Source organism: Pedobacter sp. KBW06, assembly GCF_003852525.1.
Classification (GTDB): Bacteria; Bacteroidota; Bacteroidia; order Sphingobacteriales; family Sphingobacteriaceae; genus Pedobacter.
Window position 1 is genome coordinate 49,402 of the sequence record NZ_QAJL01000004.1, and the last position, 20,156, is coordinate 69,557.

Annotated in this window: 18 protein-coding genes; 16 read left to right on the top strand and 2 right to left on the bottom strand. The window is 42.8% G+C overall.

Annotated features, from left to right (window positions below; all coding sequences use genetic code 11):
• Positions 1–150 precede the first annotated feature (150 nt).
• The 6 genes from DBR43_RS22525 (at position 151) to DBR43_RS22550 (ending at position 7,672) form a co-directional block, all read left to right on the top strand.
• Positions 151–1,500, top strand: coding sequence for a glucoamylase family protein (locus DBR43_RS22525; RefSeq protein ID WP_199757116.1), 1,350 nt, complete (start codon positions 151–153; stop codon positions 1,498–1,500).
• A 72-nt stretch (positions 1,501–1,572) separates the two neighbouring features.
• Positions 1,573–2,010: a hypothetical protein gene (locus DBR43_RS22530; RefSeq protein WP_124585088.1), complete on the top strand. Its 438-nt coding sequence runs from the start codon at positions 1,573–1,575 to the stop codon at positions 2,008–2,010.
• 33 nt (positions 2,011–2,043) lie between these two features.
• A complete protein-coding gene (locus tag DBR43_RS22535; RefSeq protein WP_199757117.1) occupies positions 2,044–3,795 on the top strand; it encodes a family 43 glycosylhydrolase in 1,752 nt (583 codons plus the stop codon).
• A 10-nt stretch (positions 3,796–3,805) separates the two neighbouring features.
• The gene (locus DBR43_RS22540) at positions 3,806–4,462 is read left to right on the top strand and encodes a GDSL-type esterase/lipase family protein (RefSeq protein ID WP_124585090.1); all 657 of its coding nucleotides are present in this window, start codon (positions 3,806–3,808) and stop codon (positions 4,460–4,462) included.
• Positions 4,463–4,487: 25 nt separating this feature from the next.
• On the top strand, positions 4,488–6,791 hold the full coding sequence (bglX, locus tag DBR43_RS22545) for a beta-glucosidase BglX (RefSeq protein ID WP_124585092.1): 2,304 nt from the start codon (positions 4,488–4,490) through the stop codon (positions 6,789–6,791).
• A 116-nt stretch (positions 6,792–6,907) separates the two neighbouring features.
• On the top strand, positions 6,908–7,672 hold the full coding sequence (locus DBR43_RS22550) for a prolyl oligopeptidase family serine peptidase (protein WP_233603165.1): 765 nt from the start codon (positions 6,908–6,910) through the stop codon (positions 7,670–7,672).
• On the opposite strand, the gene DBR43_RS22555 is transcribed toward DBR43_RS22550, so the two are convergent.
• Both DBR43_RS22555 and DBR43_RS22560 read right to left on the bottom strand, forming a co-directional pair.
• A complete protein-coding gene (locus tag DBR43_RS22555) occupies positions 7,673–8,398 on the bottom strand; it encodes a YebC/PmpR family DNA-binding transcriptional regulator (protein WP_124585096.1) in 726 nt (241 codons plus the stop codon).
• Positions 8,399–8,427: 29 nt separating this feature from the next.
• Positions 8,428–9,378: an NAD-dependent epimerase/dehydratase family protein gene (locus DBR43_RS22560; RefSeq protein ID WP_074608809.1), complete on the bottom strand. Its 951-nt coding sequence runs from the start codon at positions 9,376–9,378 to the stop codon at positions 8,428–8,430.
• A gap of 259 nt (positions 9,379–9,637) precedes the next feature.
• On the opposite strand from DBR43_RS22560, the gene DBR43_RS22565 reads away from it, so the two are divergent.
• The 10 genes from DBR43_RS22565 to DBR43_RS22610 all read left to right on the top strand — a co-directional run bounded on the left by DBR43_RS22565 (position 9,638) and on the right by DBR43_RS22610 (position 20,049).
• Positions 9,638–10,297 (top strand): gluconate 2-dehydrogenase subunit 3 family protein, encoded by a 660-nt coding sequence (locus DBR43_RS22565; protein WP_124585098.1) that lies wholly within the window; start codon positions 9,638–9,640, stop codon positions 10,295–10,297.
• A gap of 21 nt (positions 10,298–10,318) precedes the next feature.
• Entirely contained in the window at positions 10,319–12,022 is a 1,704-nt protein-coding gene (locus DBR43_RS22570) for a GMC oxidoreductase (protein WP_124585100.1), read from the top strand.
• 102 nt (positions 12,023–12,124) lie between these two features.
• Positions 12,125–13,285 carry a Gfo/Idh/MocA family protein gene (locus DBR43_RS22575; RefSeq protein WP_124585101.1) on the top strand — a complete coding sequence of 387 codons (1,161 nt, stop codon included), beginning with the start codon at positions 12,125–12,127 and terminating at the stop codon, positions 13,283–13,285.
• A gap of 5 nt (positions 13,286–13,290) precedes the next feature.
• Positions 13,291–14,343: a sugar phosphate isomerase/epimerase family protein gene (locus DBR43_RS22580; protein ID WP_124585103.1), complete on the top strand. Its 1,053-nt coding sequence runs from the start codon at positions 13,291–13,293 to the stop codon at positions 14,341–14,343.
• A gap of 17 nt (positions 14,344–14,360) precedes the next feature.
• Positions 14,361–14,750, top strand: coding sequence for a c-type cytochrome (locus tag DBR43_RS22585; RefSeq protein WP_124585104.1), 390 nt, complete (start codon positions 14,361–14,363; stop codon positions 14,748–14,750).
• A gap of 48 nt (positions 14,751–14,798) precedes the next feature.
• On the top strand, positions 14,799–16,244 hold the full coding sequence (locus DBR43_RS22590; RefSeq protein WP_124585106.1) for a Gfo/Idh/MocA family protein: 1,446 nt from the start codon (positions 14,799–14,801) through the stop codon (positions 16,242–16,244).
• 80 nt (positions 16,245–16,324) lie between these two features.
• A complete protein-coding gene (locus tag DBR43_RS22595; RefSeq protein ID WP_124585108.1) occupies positions 16,325–17,014 on the top strand; it encodes a DUF1080 domain-containing protein in 690 nt (229 codons plus the stop codon).
• Between the two features lie 32 nt (positions 17,015–17,046).
• On the top strand, positions 17,047–18,285 hold the full coding sequence (locus DBR43_RS22600; protein WP_124585110.1) for a nucleoside permease: 1,239 nt from the start codon (positions 17,047–17,049) through the stop codon (positions 18,283–18,285).
• The gene (locus DBR43_RS22605) at positions 18,285–19,166 is read left to right on the top strand and encodes a hydroxypyruvate isomerase family protein (protein WP_124585112.1); all 882 of its coding nucleotides are present in this window, start codon (positions 18,285–18,287) and stop codon (positions 19,164–19,166) included. The genes DBR43_RS22600 and DBR43_RS22605 overlap by 1 nt, the downstream gene beginning before the upstream one ends.
• A gap of 10 nt (positions 19,167–19,176) precedes the next feature.
• Positions 19,177–20,049, top strand: a complete 873-nt coding sequence (locus tag DBR43_RS22610; RefSeq protein ID WP_124585114.1) for a sugar phosphate isomerase/epimerase family protein — start codon at positions 19,177–19,179, stop codon at positions 20,047–20,049.
• Positions 20,050–20,156 lie beyond the last annotated feature (107 nt).

The window sequence follows — 20,156 nt, forward strand, 5'->3', positions numbered from 1 at the left end:
TGACTTTAAAATTTCAACTCTTCTGCCTTATCTCTACATCTCCCGGAACGATGGATTTCAAAAAACATCAGGGTGATAAAATTTGCAGTGACAACCACTTCACAAACGCATTATTCCAACATCAGGCCGTAGTTACCAAAGCGATTTAAAATGAAAAAAAACATACTTTCTGCCTGCTTAACCTTTATCGTGATTTGTTCCTTTAGCCAGGTCATGGCGCAAAAGAAAAATACCGAAACCATAAAACCTGAATTAAGGATACAAAAGAATTTAACCGACGACCAGCTACTGGATCTCGTACAAAAACAAACTTTCCGTTATTTCTGGGACTTTGCACATCCGGTAAGCGGAATGGCACGTGAGCGCAGCAATGTTGCCTTCGAATACGGAAATGAAGTCGTAACCACCGGAGGAACCGGATTTGGTATCATGGCTACCATCGTCGCTTCAGAAAGAAAATTTATTACCAGAGAACAAGCCGCTGCCAGAACAAAAAAGATCGTAGACTTTCTTTGGAAAGCCGATATGTTTCATGGCGCATTCCCGCATTGGCTAAATGGAGAAACCGGAAAAACCATCCGTTTCAGTCCTAAAGACGATGGCGCTGACATTGTGGAAACATCTTTTCTCTTTCAGGGATTGTTAACGGCGCGTCAATACTATACGGCAGACAATGCCACAGAAAGAGACATCAGAAATAAAATATTGTGGATGTGGGAAGGCATTGAATGGAATTGGTTCACCCAAAATCAGAATGTACTTTACTGGCATTGGAGCCCAAACAACGGCTGGAGCATGAACCACCAGATCAGGGGGTATAACGAATGCCTGATCACCTATATCCTTGCGGCCTCCGCACCGAAGTATGCAATTGATAAAAAAGTATATGACGAAGGATGGGCCATGAGCAATACCTTCTTCAATGGCAAGAAGTTCAACGACATTACACTCCCACTAGGGTTTGATGGTGGAGGCCCATTGTTCTTCTCACATTATTCCTACCTGGGACTGGATCCGAGAGGATTAAAAGACAAATACGCAGATTATTGGGAGCAAAATAAAAACCATACCCTTATCAACAGGGCTTATTGCATAGAAAATCCCAAAAATTATAAAGGATACAGCGCAAAAAGCTGGGGCTTAACAGCGAGCGATAGCTGGCAGGGTTATGCCGCTCATTCTCCTGCAGAGGATCTGGGAGTCATCACACCTACCGCAGCTTTATCTGCATTTCCTTATACACCGGAATACTCCATGCAGGCTTTAAGACATTTTTACGAGGACATGGGTGATCAGCTCTGGACAGAATATGGATTTGCAGACGCTTTTAGCGAACAGCACAAATGGGTGGCCAAATCTCACCTTGCCATTGACCAGGGGCCGATCATTGTCATGATCGAAAACTACCGGACCGGATTATTGTGGAAATTGTTCATGAGCAGTCCGGATGTACAAAAAGGATTAACAAAACTAGGCTTTAGTACGCCTGCAATTAAGTAATTTATAGAATCGGGGGATTCAATTTATAAATGTTTAGCCATATCATATCCATTAAACTCTAAATCCAAAATTATGAAAAGAACCCTCACTGCTTTAACAGCACTCTTACTAACAGTTGTACTCTTAAGTCCATCAAATCAATCTTTTGCAAAAAGCAATAAAACCACGCCTTTAAGAACAAATGTAAATTCGGCAAAAAAGGTAAAGAAAACACAGGCACAAATTCCATTAATGGCTACGAACAGTACAATCGATGGTGTTTATGTACAATTATGGAACACCACCTCCGGAGGTCATGTTTCCTATTACCTTCCGCCAAATACCAACAATCCAACCGTACTGGGGTATCTGCCGGCAAACAATGACATCTACAACGTCAGCTTAACTTCTACCGGAGGAGCACATGACATGTGGATCTACTGGGAGCATAAAACAAAGGTTACCGGATTAGTTGCCAACGGAATGGCACTTGCATGTCCGAGCTGTGCACAAATAAAAATCTTTAACTAAAATGAGACTGGCTAAACATTTAAAAATATCATAATGTCTATTAGAAAATACCTGACGATTTTCATGCTTTGTTTCTTACAAAGTCTACTGACATTTGCGCAGCAAAAACAAATGACCTATTGCAATCCGGTAAACCTGGATTACGGTTATACCCCTATCCCTAATTTTGCCACTCAGGGAAAACACAGGGCAACGGCTGACCCCGTAATTGTTAACTATAAAGGAGATTATTACTTATTTTCCACCAACCAATGGGGCTATTGGTGGAGCCCGGACCTCAACAACTGGAACTTTGTCTCCAAATCATTTTTAAGACCGGAGCACAAAGTATACGACGACCTGTGTGCCCCTTCTGTTTGGATCCAGGGCGATACCATGCTTGTTTTCGGTTCTACCTATTCCCGGAACTTTCCCATCTGGATGAGTACCAATCCTAAAGGTAATGACTGGAAAGAAGTGGTTCATGAATTTGAAATCGGCGGATGGGATCCCGCCCATTTTGTAGATGAGGACGGAAAACTATACATGTATAACGGCAGCAGTAATGTCTATCCGCTCTATGGTGTAGAACTCAATAGAAAAACATTTCAGCCGATAGGAACAAGAAAAGAACTGTTACTCCTGAACCCAGACCGATTTGGCTGGCAGCGCTTCGGGGAAAATCTCGACAATACTTTCCTCGACCCTTTTATGGAAGGTGCCTGGATGACAAAACACAATGACAAATACTACCTCCAATATGGTGCACCAGCCACGGAATTCAGTGGTTATGCAGATGGTGTAGCAATTGGAAAAACACCACTCGGACCATTCGAACATCAGTCGCTTCCCTTCTCTTATAAACCCGGGGGCTTTGCCCGGGGTGCCGGACATGGAGCCACTTTCCAGGACAACTGGAAAAATTACTGGCATGTTTCTACCATGGTACTGGGTGTTAAAAATAATTTTGAAAGACGCATCGGTATCTGGCCGGCAGGCTTTGATAAAGATGATGTGATGTACATGGATGCCGCTTTTGGAGATTACCCTCACTACCTTCCCAATAAAGCTACAGATCATTTAAAAAGCGGCTTCACCGGATGGATGTTACTCAACTACAATAAGCCCGTGAGTGTATCCTCTACGCTGGGGAATTATAACGCCAATAATGCGGTAGACGAAAACATCAGAACCTATTGGAGCGCCGCCTCTGATCAAAAGGGAGAATGGATCCAGTCTGACCTTGGTACCCTTTCTACCGTAAACGCAGTACAAATTAATTACGCGGATCAGGATGCTGCCTTTTTGGGGAAACAACAAGGTACTTACCATCAGTATAAACTCTGGTATTCAGTGGATGGACGCAGCTGGAAAATACTCGCTGACAAAAGCAACAATAAAAAAGATGTACCGCACGATTACCTGGAACTGGAGAAACCCATCAAAACCAGGTTCATCAAAATGGAAAACATCCACATGCCGACCGGAAAATTTGCCATCAGCGGATTGAGGGTCTTCGGAAACAGTAACCTGCCCAAACCGGAAATGGTCAAAGATTTTATCGTCCTGAGAACGGAAAAAGATAAACGTAGTGCCTGGATCAAATGGCAAACATCAAACGATGCCTATGCCTACAACATCTACCTGGGAACAGATCCGGACAAATTATACAACTGCATTATGGTTCACAATGCAAACGAATATTGGTTTAAAGGAATGGATAAAGAAAAAACTTATTATTTCAGTATTGAGGCCATTAATGAAAGTGGCTTGTCAGAAAGAACAAAAGTGCAGGCGATTAATTAAACACAAAAGAATGAAGCGATTTTATTATTTCCTGGTTTTATTAAGCATCAGTTGCGGAACAGCAACGGCGCAGGAAAAACCAGCCTTCTGGAAGGAAATCCAGGACTTTAAACACAAAGACAGCATTTCAATGCCATCAAAAAACGGGATCCTGTTTGTAGGTAGTTCGTCATTTGAAAAATGGAAAGATCTGGAAACCGTCTTTAAAAATTATCAGGCCATCAACAGAGGTTTTGGCGGTTCTACACTGGCACAGGCCAACTATTATGTGGCCGACCTCGTGTACCCTTATCAGCCCCGTCAGGTGGTGATTTATAGCGGTGAGAATGACATTGCCATGGATGGCGTCAATGCGCTGGAAACCTTAAACAGGTTTGCCAGCTTTTTTACCAGCATCAGAAATAAATTCCCGGATCTTCCGGTATTGTATCTTTCTATAAAAAACAGCCCTTCCAGAACTAAATTTTCTGCCACAAACACGCATACCAATGCCCTGATCAAAGAATACCTGAGTCATTATAAAAATGCGCAGTTTCTGGATGTAAACAGCAAAATGTTAAAAAACAATGCCGTCCGTCCGGAGCTTTTTCTGGAAGATATGCTCCACATGAATCCGGAAGGATATGCCATCTGGATCAAAGCCATAACCCCTTGCCTGATTAAATAACGAACACACATAAAAACAACATATAATGAGAAAAGCGACTTACTTATTTTTTCTGGCCGCCCTTTTTAGTCTGAGCTCCGGCTTTGCACAACAAAAGAAAGCGGTAACAGCGGCCGATCAAAAGATGAATGCCTTTATTAAAAACCTCCTGTCAAAAATGACACTGGAGGAAAAAATCGGACAGCTCAATCTACTGACAGGCGGAGAAGCGACCACTGGTTCTGTAGTGAGTACAGGCGTAGAAAGTAAAATTAAAAACGGACAGGTAGGAGGAATTTTCTCGCTGACTACCCCTGCCAGAATCCGCAAAGCACAGGAAATTGCAGTGAACCAGACCCGTCTGAAAATCCCGATCATCTTTGGTCAGGATGTGATTCACGGTTATAAAACTACTTTCCCAATCCCATTGGCTCTATCCTGCAGCTGGGATATGGCACTCATCGAGAAAACAGCGAGAATCGCTGCCGTTGAAGCTACTGCTGATGGTTTAAACTGGACCTTCTCCCCTATGGTAGACATTTCCAGAGACCCACGCTGGGGAAGAATTTCTGAAGGATCAGGTGAGGATACTTACCTGGGTTCAGAAATTGCAAAAGCAATGGTAAAAGGATATCAGGGCGATGACTTGTCTAAATACAATACCATGATGGCATGTGTAAAACACTTCGCTTTATATGGTGCTGCCGAGTCAGGACGAGATTACAACACTACTGATATGAGTCTGCACAGGATGTACAATGAATATTTACCTCCATATAAAGCAGCTGTCGATGCAGGTGCCGGCAGTGTAATGACTTCTTTTAACGACATCAATGGAGTTCCCGCTACTGCCAACAAATGGCTAATGACTGATTTGTTGCGCAAACAATGGGGATTTGATGGCTTTGTGGTTACCGATTATACCGCAGTAAATGAGCTGATCGATCATGGATTAGGCGACCTTCAGGCAGTTTCAGCACTATCTATAAATGCCGGAGTTGAAATGGACATGGTAGGAGAAGGATTCTTAACCACCCTGAAAAAATCAGTTCAGGAAGGAAAAGTTAAAGAACAACAAATCACCAATGCCTGCAGACTGGTACTGGAAGCAAAATACAAACTGGGTTTATTTGATGATCCTTTCCGTTATTGCAGTGAAGAACGCGCAAAAAATGAAATCCTGACCCCGGAACACTTAAAGGCTGCCCGCGAAACTGCAGCTCAAAGCTTCGTTTTGTTAAAAAATCAGGGACAAATCTTACCACTTAAGAAAACAGGTACAGTAGCCCTGATTGGCCCATTGGCAAATACAGGAAGCAATATGCCTGGAACCTGGAGCGTAAACAGTGACTTAAAAAACACCATCTCTCTTTTAGAAGGACTAAAAGCCAATGCAGGTGCAGACCTTAAAATCTTACACAGCATGGGTGCCAATTTATTGACAGATCCTGAATATCAGAAAAGAGCAACCATGTTTGGCCGTGACATTCCAAGAGACAACCGTTCTGAGGAAGAAATGATCAACGAAGCCGTAGCAACTGCCAAAAAATCTGACGTTGTTGTTGCCGCACTTGGAGAAAGTTCTGAGATGAGTGGAGAAAGCTCCAGCCGTACCAATCTTGACATTCCTGAGCCTCAAAAAAGATTATTACAAGCCTTGTTAAAAACCGGAAAACCAGTAGTGCTGGTATTGTTCACCGGACGACCATTAACCCTGAAATGGGAAGATGAAAATGTTCCTGCCATCTTAAACGTTTGGTTTGGTGGTACAGAAGCAGCAAATGCCATCTCGGATGTCTTGTTTGGAAAAGTAAACCCATCCGGCAAACTAACGGCTACTTTCCCGCAAAATGTAGGTCAGATTCCACTTTACTACAGTCAGAAAAGCACTGGCCGTCCTTTAGAAGAGGGAAAATGGTTCTCGAAATTCCGTTCCAATTACCTGGATGTCAGCAATGAGCCTTTGTATCCTTTCGGATATGGCCTGAGCTATACTACTTTTGACTACAGCAACCTTAAACTGAGCAAAACTAAGTTTAAAGCTGGCGAAACCATTACCGCAACCATCACTGTTAAAAATACAGGTGCAGCAGAGGGTAAAGAAGTTGTTCAAATGTACATCAGAGACCTGGTGGGCAGCATTACCCGACCGGTTAAGGAATTAAAAGGCTTTCAAAAGATCAGTTTAAAAGCCGGAGAAAGCAAAGACATCAGTTTCAAAATCTCGGTAGAGGACCTCAAGTTCTATAATGCAGATTTAAAATTTGTTGCAGAACCTGGTGATTTTAAAATATTCATCGGAACCAACTCCAGAGACAATTCGGAAGCATCCTTCCAGCTGACACTTTAGTTCTTTCCACCTTGTGTAAACCTTGACTGTATAAATGCAGTCAGGGTTTATTTTTTTTAAATGATTCTTAATTTGTTTAATTTTGGAAGATGAACCGCCCTACAATAATTATTTCGATGTTACTGCTGATCTCTGCGATGAGTATTAAAGCACAGGATTTTAAAAAATTTGATAAAGGAAGCTTTATTGAAGGAAAAGATAGCATTTACTACCGCATCCTCTTTCCCCAGAATTTTGATGCGACGAAGAAATACCCGATCCTCTTTTTTTTACATGGAAGCGGAGAAAGGGGCAATGACAACCAAAAGCAATTGACACATGGCGCAAAACTGTTCCTGAAAGACGACATCCGTAAACAGTTTCCCGCCATCATCGTTTTTCCGCAATGTGCTGAAAACAGCTTTTGGGCAAATGTAGAATTCGGGACAGATCCGCAAGGCAAACGTGCCTTTAATTTTCAAAAAAGAGGAAAACCAACCAAGGCCATGCATGCATTGCTGGGCATGATTGACAACTTCATGGATAAACCTTTTGTAGACCACAAACAGGTATATATTGGCGGCTTATCTATGGGTGCTATGGGTACCTACGAATTATTGAGAAGAAAAAAGAAACTTTTTGCAGCAGCCTTTGCCATCTGTGGAGGCGATAACGTAGCAAATGTTCAGAAATATAAAGATGTTCCCCTTTGGATTTTTCATGGGGAGAAAGATGATGTGGTACCGGTAGTTCATTCTACCATCATCGCGGATCAGCTTAAGGTCTTGGGGAAAGTACCGAAGCTTACTTTGTATCCGAATGCCAACCACAACAGTTGGGACACTGCCTTTGCAGATCCCAAACTATTGCCCTGGTTATTTTCTAATCAGAACCAGCGTTAGCTAGTCTGCCATATTGTGATAAACGGCCTGAACATCATCGTCCTCTTCCAGCTTATCAATTAATTTAAATACATCTACTGCCTGCTCTTCTGTAATAGGAGTGGTAGACTGAGAGATGCGCTCTAATTTTGCACTTTTCATTTCCAGACCTGTATCTTCTAAAGCCTTCTGCATTTTTCCAAAGTCTTCAAAAGCAGTTTGTACTACTGCAATGTCATTTCCTTCTTCATCCGCTTCCAGGTACAATTCTTCTAAACCGGCATCAATCAATTCAAATTCCAGTTCTTCCAGATCTTTCTCTCCCGGTAAGAAACGGAAGACAGACTTGCGGCTGAAAATAAAATCCAGAGATCCTGTTTTACCTAAAGTACCCCCTGTTTTATTGAAATAACTGCGCACATTCGCTACAGTTCTGTTGGTATTGTCTGTAGCTGTTTCGATCAGAATGGCTACACCATGTTGTGCATAACCTTCATAAACAAACTCTTCATAACCATTTTCATCTTTATTCGATGCCCTTTTAATGGCAGCATCTACCCTATCCTTAGGCATATTTACTGCCTTCGCATTCTGGATCGCAGTACGTAAGCGGGAGTTGGTATCCGGTGAAGGTCCACCATCCTTAACGGCCATTACAATCTCTTTACCTATCCTGGTAAATTGAACGGCCATTTTAGCCCAACGCTTAAATTTTCGCTCTTTTCTAAATTCAAATGCTCTTCCCATTGTATATTTTTATTTAAGGATCTCCCTTATTAATGATTACTCTGTAAGTTTTTCAACATATCTACCGTCATTTTCGACAAGTCAAACTCCGGCTTCCATCCCCAGTCTTTCTGAGCAAAGCTGTCGTCGATAGAACGTGGCCAGCTGTTCGCGATCGCCTGACGTGGATCGTTGTCTTTGTAAGTTAAGGTAAAATCCGGAATATGTTTCCTGATTTCCGCCGCCAAAACCTCTGGTGTAAAACTTACCCCGCCAAAATTATAACTGGAACGGATAGATATTTTACTCGATTCCGCATCCATCAACTGGATCGTACCACGGATGGCATCGTCCATGTACATCATTGGCAATTCCGTTTCTGCATTTAAGAACGAAGCATAACTTCCTTTGGTTAATGCATCATGGAAAATATGAATGGCATAATCCGTTGTTCCTCCACCCGGAGCAGCTTTCCAGCTGATCAATCCGGGATAACGGATACTGCGGACATCCAGGCCAAATTTCTGGTTATAATATTCGCACCAGCGTTCGCCAGCCAGTTTACTGATTCCATACACTGTATTCGGGTCCATCACGCAATATTGAGGCGTTGCATCTTTAGGCGAGTTTGGCCCAAATACTGCAATTGAACTTGGCCAGTATACTTTAGCTGTTTTGTAAGTAATCGCCAGGTCTAAAATATTAAGCAAACCATTCATATTCAGGTCCCAGGCCAGTTTAGGATTCTGTTCTCCCGTAGCCGACAACAATGCCGCAAGTAAATAGACCTGTGTAGGTTTATATTTCTGAAAAATGTTGTTCAGAATGTCTTTTTCAAGCACATTCACAAACTCGAATGGTCCTGAGTTCTTGATGTCATAATCAGGTCTGCGAATGTCACAGGCCACTACATTACTCTCACCATAGCTCTTACGTAAGGCGGTTACAAGTTCAGTGCCGATCTGACCGTTAGAGCCCAATACTAATATTTTCTCAATCATGAATTATTTGGATTTTGACAAAGTTAAAAAAACGTAACAAACCTATATAAAATGTTTATGATTTATCATGCATCTCCCTGATAATTCCTCCCCTACCTCTCCCGGTCCTCCCAAAGAATAGCACAGGAAATTGATTAAGTAACAAAAACATTATATATTTATAAATACTGTGTATTTATAACACTAACTGTTAATTTTTGCTTATTATTACAAAACAAAACACACTTATAACCACATATAAACACCTAAACCGCCTAATATGGACAGAAGAGAAGCAGTGAAGAGTGTTGCCTTTTTAATGGGGGCAGCATTATCCGCAACTACGATCGGAGTATTTTTAGAGAGTTGCAATTCACCATCCACATCAACTGCCGGTAGTTTATTTTCCGCAGATCAGGAAAAACTAATTACCGAAGTAGCTGACATCATTATCCCTACCACAAGCACACCTGGGGCTAAAGAAGCTGGAGTAGGACCATTTATCGCCATGATGGTCAAAGATTGCTACCCTTCAGATGCTCAAAAAGCATTTACCAAGGGTCTTGAAGATCTGGAAAAACAATCAAAAGACACCTTTAAAAAATCATTCCTGGAAATTTCTGTAGCACAGCGTCAGGAACTTTTAAACAAAGTTCGTGAAGCAACCATTGCAGCAAGCAAGGTGGAAAAAGATGCACTAGAAAAACAACAGGAAAACGTTACTCAGAAAAAGTCTGAAAAAGAAGCTCCCGGAAATGCAATGACCCCTAAGGATAAGCCTAAAACGGCCCCTCAGTTCTTTGCAATTATCAGGGATTTAACCTTATTGGGTTATTTCACCTCAGAGATCGGTGCTACCAAGGCCTTGGCCTATGTAGAAATCCCTGGCCGTTATGACGGCTGTGTGGACTTAAAACCAGGTCAAAAAGTTTGGGCATAAATCTTTTATAAAATTTAGACAATGAGCAATTTAAATACAAAGGCAACGGCGCAGAATACCTATGATGCGATTGTTGTAGGATCAGGAATTAGTGGTGGCTGGGCTGCAAAAGAATTAACAGAAAAAGGTTTGAAAGTTTTACTTCTGGAAAGAGGAAGAAACGTTGAACACATAAAAGACTACACCACGGCAATGAAAAAGCCATGGGAATTTGAACACCGCGGAAGGTTAACGGAAGCGCAAAAAGAGTCACATCCGGTTCAGATCAGAGATTATCCTTATCAGGAATACAATGAAAGCTTCTGGGTAAATGACCACGACTGTCCTTATACAGAAGTGAAACGTTTTGACTGGTACCGCGGTTTCCATGTAGGTGGTAAATCATTGATGTGGGGCCGTCAGAGTTACCGCTTGAGTGACCTGAATTTCGAAGACAATGCAAAAGACGGACACGGTGTAGACTGGCCGATCAGGTATAAAGACATTGCGCCATGGTACGACTATGTAGAGAAATTTGCAGGTATCAGCGGACAGGCAGAAAACTACCCTCACTTCCCTGACGGACAATTCCTTCCACCAATGGAAATGAACTGTGTGGAAAAAGATGTGAAGAAAAGAATTGAAGACAAATGGAAAAAATCCAGGATCATGACCATCGGCCGTACGGCAAATTTAACGGTGGAACATGGCGGAAGGGGTAAATGCCAATACCGTAACCTGTGCAGCAGGGGATGTCCTTTTGGCGCTTATTTCAGCACCCAGTCCTCTACCCTTCCGGCAGCAGTGGCCACAGGGAATTTAACCCTTCGTCCTTTTTCCCTGGTAAATACCATCATCTACGATAAAGAAACACAAAAAGCAAAAGGAGTAGTCGTAATCGATTCCGAAACTAAGGAGACGATTGAGTATTATGCAAAAATTGTATTCGTTAACGGATCAACTTTAGGCTCTACTTTCTTATTGCTAAACTCTACTTCAGACATCTTCCCTAACGGATTAGGTAATGGAAGCGGCGAATTGGGTCATAACCTGATGGACCACCACTTCCGTTGCGGTGCTTCAGGAAGAGCAGAAGGTTTTGACGATAAATACACTTTCGGAAGAAGGGCAAACGGAATCTATATTCCGAGATACAGAAACATTGGCAACGACAAACGTGACTATGTAAGGGGCTTTGGATACCAGGGTGGTGCAGGTCGCGGAAACTGGCATGCCGATGTAGCAGAACTTGCTTTTGGTGGTGATTTCAAAGACCAGATGACCGTTCCGGGTGCATGGAACATGGGCTTGGGTGGTTTCGGAGAATCGCTTCCATACCATGAAAACCGTGTTTACATCGATAAAAGCAAAAAAGATAAATGGGGACAACCTGTTCTGGCAATTGATTGTGAATTCAAAGACAACGAGCAAAAAATGCGCGTAGACATGATGAACGATGCTGCCGAAATGCTGGAAGCCGCAGGAATCAAGGATGTACATACCTATGATAATGGTTCAACTCCGGGAATGGCGATCCATGAAATGGGTACCGCACGTATGGGACATGATCCTAAAACGTCTGTGCTGAATAAATTCAACCAGATGCATGAAGTGAAAAATGTATTCGTAACCGACGGTTCATGTATGCCTTCTGCTGCTTGTCAGAATCCATCATTAACCTATATGGCACTGACCGCAAGGGCATGTGATTTTGCAGTTAATGAACTTAAAAAAGGAAACCTTTAAAATTAAACCTGCATGCTTGTAAAACTGGCATGCAGGTTTTATATTTAAGCCCTGCTAAGTCGGTTTAGATATCATAAAAACAACAAATAATAAATTATTCTGATGAACAACAGAAAGATGAGAATGGGCATGATCGGTGGAGGTAAAGACGCATTTATCGGCGCCGTTCACCGCATTGCAGCAAATATGGATGGTCAGGTTGAGTTTTGCTGTGGCGCTTTAAGTGTAAATCCTGAAGTAGGCAGGCAATCCGGAAAAGAACTTTTCCTGGACGACGACAGAATCTACGAAAACTATCAGGAGCTGATCGAAAAAGAAAGTCAGCTGCCCGCAGATAAACGCATAGATTTCGTCACCATCGTGACCCCTAATTTCGCTCACTTTGCACCTGCAATGATGGCGCTTGACCATGGCTTTAATGTCGTAATCGAGAAACCTATTGCCTTATCTCTGGATGAAGCAAAACAACTGCAACAAAAAGTTGAAGAAACAGGACTGGTGCTTTGCCTTACCCATACTTATTCCGGTTACCCAATGGTGAAACAGGCCAGGGAAATGGTGAAAGAAGGAAAGTTCGGTGCCATTAGAAAAATAATGGTCGAATATCCACAGGGATGGTTGAGTACGCTGACTGAAAAAGAAGGCAATTCCGGTGCTGCATGGCGCACAGACCCAAAGAAAAGCGGCAAAAGCGGCTGTATGGGAGATATCGGCACACATGCTGCCCAACTGGCAGAATACATCTCCGGATTAAAGATCACCAAACTTTGTGCAGATTTAAATATCGTAGTTCCTGGTCGTGGATTAGATGATGATGGAAACGTCTTATTAAAATTCGACAATGGTGCCAACGGTGTGCTGATCGCTTCGCAAATTGCTGCGGGAGAAGAAAATGCACTGAAAATTAAAATCTATGGAGAAAAAGGAGGCCTGGAATGGCACCAGATGGAACCGAATACTTTAATCGTAAAATGGCTGGATCAGCCGGCACAGATTTACCGCGCCGGACAACCTTACCTGTCTGACATTGCCAAACACAATACCCGTGTTCCGGGAGGACATCCGGAAGGTTACCTGGAGGCTTTTGCAAATATTTACAGAAACTTTGCGTTAACATTAGGAGCGATCCAAAAAGGTGAAGAACCAACAGCTGCGATGCTCGACTTCCCTAAAGTAGAAGATGGCGTAAGAGGAATGGCATTTATTGAAAATGTGGTGGCTTCCTCAGCCTCTGATCAAAAGTGGTTTGATTTTAACATATAAACATCATGACAACAATTAAAGGACCCGGAGTTTTTCTTGCCCAGTTCATTGGAGATGAAGCCCCTTTCAATTCACTGGATGCCATTTGTGAATGGGCGGCAGGATTAGGTTTTAAAGGCATTCAGATGCCTACACTTGATTCCCGTTTTATCGACCTTCAAAAGGCGGCAGAAAGTAAAACCTATGCAGATGAGTTAAAAGGTAAGGTACAGGCACATGGATTAGAGATTACAGAACTTTCCACCCACCTTCAGGGACAACTGGTTGCTGTAAACCCGGCCTATGATCTTGCTTTTGATGCATTTGCTCCTGATCAATATAAAAACAACCCTGCTGAACGGACCAAATGGGCGGTTCAGCAATTAAAATATGCAGCGAAAGCTTCGCAAAACCTGGGATTAAATGCCCATGCTACTTTTAGTGGCTCCCTGCTTTGGCATATGTTCCACCCCTGGCCACAACGCCCGGAAGGTTTGGTCGATGCTGCCTTTACAGAACTTGCCAAAAGATGGACCCCTATTTTAAATGAATTTGACAACTGCGGTGTGGATGTATGTTATGAGATTCACCCTGGTGAAGATCTGTTCGATGGCATCACTTACGAGATGTTCCTGGAAAAAGTAAACAACCATCCCCGTGCCTGTCTGTTATACGATCCATCACACTTTGTTTTACAGCAACTGGATTACATTCAGTATATCGATTTCTACCATGAACGCATCAAAGCTTTCCACGTAAAAGATTCTGAGTTCAACCCTACCGGAAAACAAGGAACTTTTGGTGGATACCAAAGCTGGGCAAACCGCGCAGGAAGATACCGCTCGCCAGGTGATGGTCAGGTGGATTTTAAAACCATTTTCAGTAAATTGGCCCAATACGATTATCAGGGCTGGGCTGTAATGGAGTGGGAATGCCCGATTAAAGATGCTCAGGTTGGGGCAAAAGAAGGCGCTGAATTGATCAGTAAACACATCATTAAGGTAACGGACAGGGCTTTTGATGACTTTGCCGCTTCCGGTGGAAATGATGATTTCAACAATAAAATTTTAGGTCTATAATATTAATACAACACAAAATGAAACACACACTATTTATCCTAGCCTGCTTTATTCTTGCTTTAGCTTCTTGCGGAAGCCCGGAATCAAATGCAACAAACACCGCCTCAACAACTGAAAGTACACCTGCTGCAAGCACTGCCTCCACAGAGAAACACCCTGGAGAAAGACTGATTGCGACTGCAGACTGTATCGGATGCCACAATAAAGTAACCAAAGTAATTGGCCCAACCTATGAAGAGATTGCCGCCAAATACAGCTTGAATGATGAAACCATTGAATTATTGGCAGGAAAGATCATTGCCGGTGGTAAAGGTGTTTGGGGAGAAGTTCCAATGACGCCACATGCCAGCCTTTCTAAGGACGATGCCAAAGAAATGGTAAGATATATTCTATCATTGAAAAAATAACCCTGAACCACAGAACCAACCAATAAACCACAGAACCAACTGTAAACCATGGAAGAAACCAACAAGAACCAGGACGCTACGTCGAGACGGAGTTTCCTTAAGACTGCTGCTGTAGCAGCAACTGCATTTATGATTGTTCCCCGTCATGTTTTAGGCGGAAGAGGATTTACCGCACCAAGCGACCGCCTGATTATTGCAGGGATTGGCGCCGGTGGTAAAGGACAGTCGGATATTGCTAATTTTTATAAAAGTGGCAAGGCCGAAATCGGATTCCTTTGCGATGTACATGACTCCAGGGCTGCTGCCAGCGTAAAGGCATTCCCGAAAGCAAAGTACTACAGAGATTACCGTGAGCTGTTCGACAAAGAATCCAAGAACTTCGATGCAGTGTCGGTTTCTACTCCGGATCATAGCCATGCCATACAGGCTTTAGCGGCTATGCAGCTGGGAAAACATGTATACGTTCAAAAACCATTAACCCACGACATTTATGAAGCCCGTGCATTAACCGCAGCAGCTTCAAAATATAAAGTAGTGACCCAAATGGGAAACCAGGGTGCATCCAATGATGGACCAAGGCAAATGAAGGAATGGTATGATGCAGGTTTAATTGGTGATGTACATACGGTATATGCCTGGACAGACAGACCGGTATGGCCTCAGGGCGTACCATGGTCGACCAACAAAGCGCAGGTACCAAGTGACCTGGACTGGAATTTATGGTTGGGTACTGCCCCTTATAAAGATTATGTGGAAAAACTGGTTCCATTTAACTGGAGAGGCTGGTGGGATTATGGAACAGGCGCATTGGGCGATATGGGATGCCACTTGTTAGAGGCTCCGTTCAGCATGCTGAACCTGAAATATGCTTCAGAAGTTCAGGCCAGCGTTGGTTCTGTATATGTAGATGAATTCAAAAGGGGTTATTTCCCTGACAGTTGCCCGCCATCAAGCCACGTGACCCTAAAGTTCCCGAAAACGAATAAAACCAAGGGTGATGTAGTTGTTCACTGGATGGACGGCGGTATTCAGCCGGAAAGACCGGAAGAACTGGAAGCAAACGAAGTGTTTGGTGATGGTGGAAACGGAACCCTATTTATTGGTACCAAAGGAAAAATGATGGCCAGTACCTATAGCGCAGACCCAAGGTTATTGCCGTTGAGCAAAAATAAAGACATCAGGGTTCCTGAAAGTCTGGCAAGGGTTAAAGGTGGCGCAGAAGGACATTATGCACAATGGGTGGAAGCTTGTATTGCCGGCTACGGTAAGAAAGAACTAAGTTCTCCTTTTGAGATTGCAGGTCCGCTAACGGAAGCCTTATTGATGGCCAATCTTGCGATCAGAGCAACTGATATCCAATTGAAAAATGATAAAGGCAGGGCAAGTTTCCCTGGCAGAAACATCAAATTACTTTGGGACAATGACAAAATGAGAGTCACCAATTTCGATGCGGTAAACCAATATGTACAACGCGAATACCGTAAAGGTTGGTAATCCTCATTTCAGCTAAAAAATAAGAAGATGAAGCCGGTACCAAAGGCTTCATCTGACAATTAAAACCAAAAAATAAATAGATGAAACAATATATTTTCTCAGCCATGTTCTTAACTGCGGTCATCGGATCTGCAACAGCACAATCTGGCAAAAAAGGATTTACAAAACTGTTCGACGGTAAATCTACCGCCGGATGGCATACGTATGGCCAGACTACAGCAGGCAGTAAATGGCAGGTAGAAGATGGTACGCTTCATTTCGTTCCTAAATCAGGAAGAGAAGGTGGCGGAGATCTGGTAACCGACAAGGAATACAGCAATTTCCACCTTAAAATCGACTGGAAAGTAGCGCCAAAAGCAAATAGCGGAATCATTTTCTATGTTAATGAAGATAAGGCTAAATATTCCAATACTTACGTTACAGGTTTAGAGATGCAGGTATTGGACAATGATGGACATCCGGATGGAAAGATTACCAAACACCGTGCAGGAGACCTTTATGACCTGATTAAAAGCAGTTCAGAGCCGGTAAAACCTGTCGGAGAATGGAACACAGCAGAGATCATCAGCAAAAACGGCAAACTGGAACTTAAATTAAATGGCGTTAAAATCGTGAGCACCACCTTGTGGGACGATCAGTTTAAAGCCTTGATTGCAGGAAGCAAATTTGCCGGATGGGAAGGTTTTGGAACTTTCAAGTCAGGAAAGATTGCCCTTCAGGATCATGGTAATGAGGTTTGGTACCGCAATATTATGATTAAAGAACTATAATTGATAAAAAAACGAGATATAACTAACCAAAAATGAACCTAAACAACCGCATCAAATTGTCAGCCATGATGTTCCTGGAATTCTTTATCTGGGGCGCATGGTTTGTTACACTGGGCACCTTCCTGGGGAATAACCTCAGTGCAACGGGAGGCCAGAGTGCATCAGTGTTCTCTACCCAATCCTGGGGAGCGATCATTGCCCCTTTTATCATTGGACTGATTGCTGACCGCTATTTTAATGCGGAGAAGATTCTGGGAGTCCTGCACCTAGTAGGTGCCGTGCTGATGTATCAGATGTATAATGCCACAGACATCAACGTATTTTACCCTTATGTCCTGGGCTATATGATCCTGTTTATGCCTACCCTGGCGCTGGTCAACTCGGTTTCTTTCAATCAGATGAAAGACCCGGAAAAAGAATTCTCTACCATCCGGGTATGGGGAACAATCGGATGGATTGCTGCAGGTTTATTGATCAGTTTCTATTTCCATTGGGATACCGCAGAAGCTGCGAAAGCCGGAATGTTGAAAAATACGTTTCTAATGGCTGGTATTGCCTCTCTGACATTGGGATTATTCAGTTTTACCCTGCCAAAAACACCTCCAAAAGTATCATCCGGAGAAAAGGTAAAAATATCGGAGATTTTAGGCCTTGATGCCTTAAAGCTGTTAAAGGATAAAAACTTTGCCATCTTCTTTATCTCTTCGATCCTGATCTGTATCCCATTGGCTTTCTATTATCAGAATGCACACCCATTCCTTTCCAATGTTGGTCTGGAAAACCCTACCGGAAAAATGACCATCGGACAGATTTCCGAAGTGCTCTTCCTGTTACTTTTACCGGTATTCTTTACCAAATTCGGATTTAAGAAAACCATTTTAGTGGGAATGCTGGCCTGGGGAATCCGTTATGCGCTGTTTGCTTATGGAAACGCAAGTGACCTGAGCTTCATGCTGATTCTCGGAATTGCCCTTCACGGTATTTGCTATGACTTCTTCTTTGTATCGGGACAGATCTATACCAACTCTGCTGCCGGAGATAAATACAAAAGCTCTGCACAAGGCTTAATTACCCTGGCCACCTACGGTGTAGGAATGCTGGTAGGTTTTGAAGTTGCCGGATGGATTACCGATACCTATAAACTTGCCGATGGTTCTTTCGACTGGAAAATGGTCTGGATCATTCCTTCAGGAATCGCATTTGTTGTTTTCTTACTGTTTGCACTCTTCTTTACTGATAAAAAGAAAGTGGAAGCCCAACTGAACCACTAATGAGCGAAGAACTAAGCAGGAGAACTGCATTGAAAAGTATTGTTGCCGGAACTGCCGCATTGGGCGTATCCGCAGCCTTACCTGCCTTTGCACTGGAACCCTATAAATCAACGGCATTGAAAGGAAATGTAAACCACTCCGTTTGCCGATGGTGTTTCGGCGGAATGGAATTAGAGGCGCTCTGTATAGAAGCCAAAAAAATAGGACTGAAAGCAATCGACCTGGTAGGTCCTGCAGACTGGCATATCCTGAAGAAACATGGTTTGTATTCTTCAATGTGTAATGGTGCAGAAATCAACCTTGTTGATGGCTGGAATGACCCTAAATTTCACGCTACCCTGATTAAAAATTATTCAGAGATGATCCCTAAGGTTGCAGAAGCCGGATACACACAGCTGATCTGCTTTAGCGGAAACCGTCGTGGTAAAGATGACGAAACCGGATGGAACAACTGTGTGGAAGGATTAAAACAAGTGATCGGCATTGCCGAGAAACACAATGTGGTATTGGTGATGGAATTGTTAAACAGTAAAGTTGACCATAAAGATTACCAGTGTGATACGACTGCATGGGGTGCTGAACTGGCTAAAAGACTAGGCTCAGAGAACTTTAAACTGTTGTACGACATTTACCACATGCAAATTGATGAGGGTAATGTGATTGCCAACATCAACAAATACCACCAGTACATTTCACATTACCATACTGCCGGAGTACCCGGAAGAAACGAAATAGACGAGACTCAGGAGTTATTTTATCCGGCAATCATTAAGGCCATCGTTGCGACGGGCTTTAAGGGTTACCTCGCCCAGGAATTTATTCCACGGTACAAGGATAAGCTCAAATCACTGAGAGACGCAGTAAATATTTGTGACGTATAAATTAAAAGCTATGAATTCAAGAAGAACATTTATAAAAAATGTAGGGATTGCCGCAGCAGGTGCTATTGTACTTCCTTCATTGGCTTTTGCAGCAGCAAAAGGAAAACCAGTTGGTCTTCAATTGTACACCTTACGTGATGTGATTGGGAAAGACGTTAAAGGAGTGATTGAGAAAGTGGCCAAAGCAGGCTATAAAGAAGTGGAAACCTATGGCTATTCTGCCAAAGGCGGCTACTGGGGACTGGATCCGAAAGCATTCAAAAATCTACTGAAAGCAAACGGATTAAAAGCACCAAGCGGACATTTTGGTTTAGATGCCTTCATTAAAGATGGCAACCAGGACGATTTAAAAATCAATATCGAAGGTGCAAAAGGAATCGGAATGTCTTACCTGACCGTACCATGGTTAGGCGAAGACCTGAGGTCCAGCCTTGATGATTATAAAAAAGTAGCTGCGCGTTTAAACGAAGCTGCTGAAATCTGTAAAAAATCAGGCTTAACGCTTGCTTATCACAACCATGATTTTGAATTCAAAAAATATGATGGTGGAACCGGATACGAAGTGATGCTTCAGGAAACGGATAAAGACACTGTCAAGTTTGAAATGGACTTATATTGGGTAGTGAGGTCAGGAAATGATCCTGTAGCTTTATTCAATAAATATCCTGGACGTTTCCCAATGTGGCATGTGAAGGATATGGACAAAGCAAAACCTTCTATCAATACCGAAGTAGGTAGCGGAAGCATCGACTTTAAGTCTATTTTTAAGCACGCCAAGCAGGCTGGGCTGAAACATGCGATCGTGGAGCAGGAAAACTTCTCAATGGATCCATTTGTCAGCATTAAGAAAAGCTTCGAGCATGTAAATCACGATTTGATTTAAGAATAAAGATCTTAAAATATCAGGGGAAGTGGTTTACAAAACTACTTCCCTTTTTTTATGTCAGGAAATTCGCGTTTGGGCTTACATTTTACATCAACCGGCAAAGA

Bases quoted from the DNA above. Each gene is read 5' to 3' on its own strand.
- DBR43_RS22590 (WP_124585106.1), top strand. From the start codon at position 14,799: ATGGAAGAAACCAACAAGAACCAGGACGCTACGTCGAGACGGAGTTTC.
- bglX (WP_124585092.1), top strand. From the start codon at position 4,488: ATGAGAAAAGCGACTTACTTATTTTTTCTGGCCGCCCTTTTTAGTCTG.
- DBR43_RS22530 (WP_124585088.1), top strand. From the start codon at position 1,573: ATGAAAAGAACCCTCACTGCTTTAACAGCACTCTTACTAACAGTTGTA.
- DBR43_RS22560 (WP_074608809.1), bottom strand. From the start codon at position 9,378: ATGATTGAGAAAATATTAGTATTGGGCTCTAACGGTCAGATCGGCACT.
- DBR43_RS22585 (WP_124585104.1), top strand. From the start codon at position 14,361: ATGAAACACACACTATTTATCCTAGCCTGCTTTATTCTTGCTTTAGCT.
- DBR43_RS22555 (WP_124585096.1), bottom strand. From the start codon at position 8,398: ATGGGAAGAGCATTTGAATTTAGAAAAGAGCGAAAATTTAAGCGTTGG.
- DBR43_RS22565 (WP_124585098.1), top strand. From the start codon at position 9,638: ATGGACAGAAGAGAAGCAGTGAAGAGTGTTGCCTTTTTAATGGGGGCA.
- DBR43_RS22605 (WP_124585112.1), top strand. From the start codon at position 18,285: ATGAGCGAAGAACTAAGCAGGAGAACTGCATTGAAAAGTATTGTTGCC.
- DBR43_RS22550 (WP_233603165.1), top strand. From the start codon at position 6,908: ATGTTACTGCTGATCTCTGCGATGAGTATTAAAGCACAGGATTTTAAA.
- DBR43_RS22600 (WP_124585110.1), top strand. From the start codon at position 17,047: ATGAACCTAAACAACCGCATCAAATTGTCAGCCATGATGTTCCTGGAA.
- DBR43_RS22535 (WP_199757117.1), top strand. From the start codon at position 2,044: ATGTCTATTAGAAAATACCTGACGATTTTCATGCTTTGTTTCTTACAA.
- DBR43_RS22525 (WP_199757116.1), top strand. From the start codon at position 151: ATGAAAAAAAACATACTTTCTGCCTGCTTAACCTTTATCGTGATTTGT.
- DBR43_RS22595 (WP_124585108.1), top strand. From the start codon at position 16,325: ATGAAACAATATATTTTCTCAGCCATGTTCTTAACTGCGGTCATCGGA.
- DBR43_RS22540 (WP_124585090.1), top strand. From the start codon at position 3,806: ATGAAGCGATTTTATTATTTCCTGGTTTTATTAAGCATCAGTTGCGGA.
- DBR43_RS22610 (WP_124585114.1), top strand. From the start codon at position 19,177: ATGAATTCAAGAAGAACATTTATAAAAAATGTAGGGATTGCCGCAGCA.
- DBR43_RS22575 (WP_124585101.1), top strand. From the start codon at position 12,125: ATGAACAACAGAAAGATGAGAATGGGCATGATCGGTGGAGGTAAAGAC.
- DBR43_RS22570 (WP_124585100.1), top strand. From the start codon at position 10,319: ATGAGCAATTTAAATACAAAGGCAACGGCGCAGAATACCTATGATGCG.
- DBR43_RS22580 (WP_124585103.1), top strand. From the start codon at position 13,291: ATGACAACAATTAAAGGACCCGGAGTTTTTCTTGCCCAGTTCATTGGA.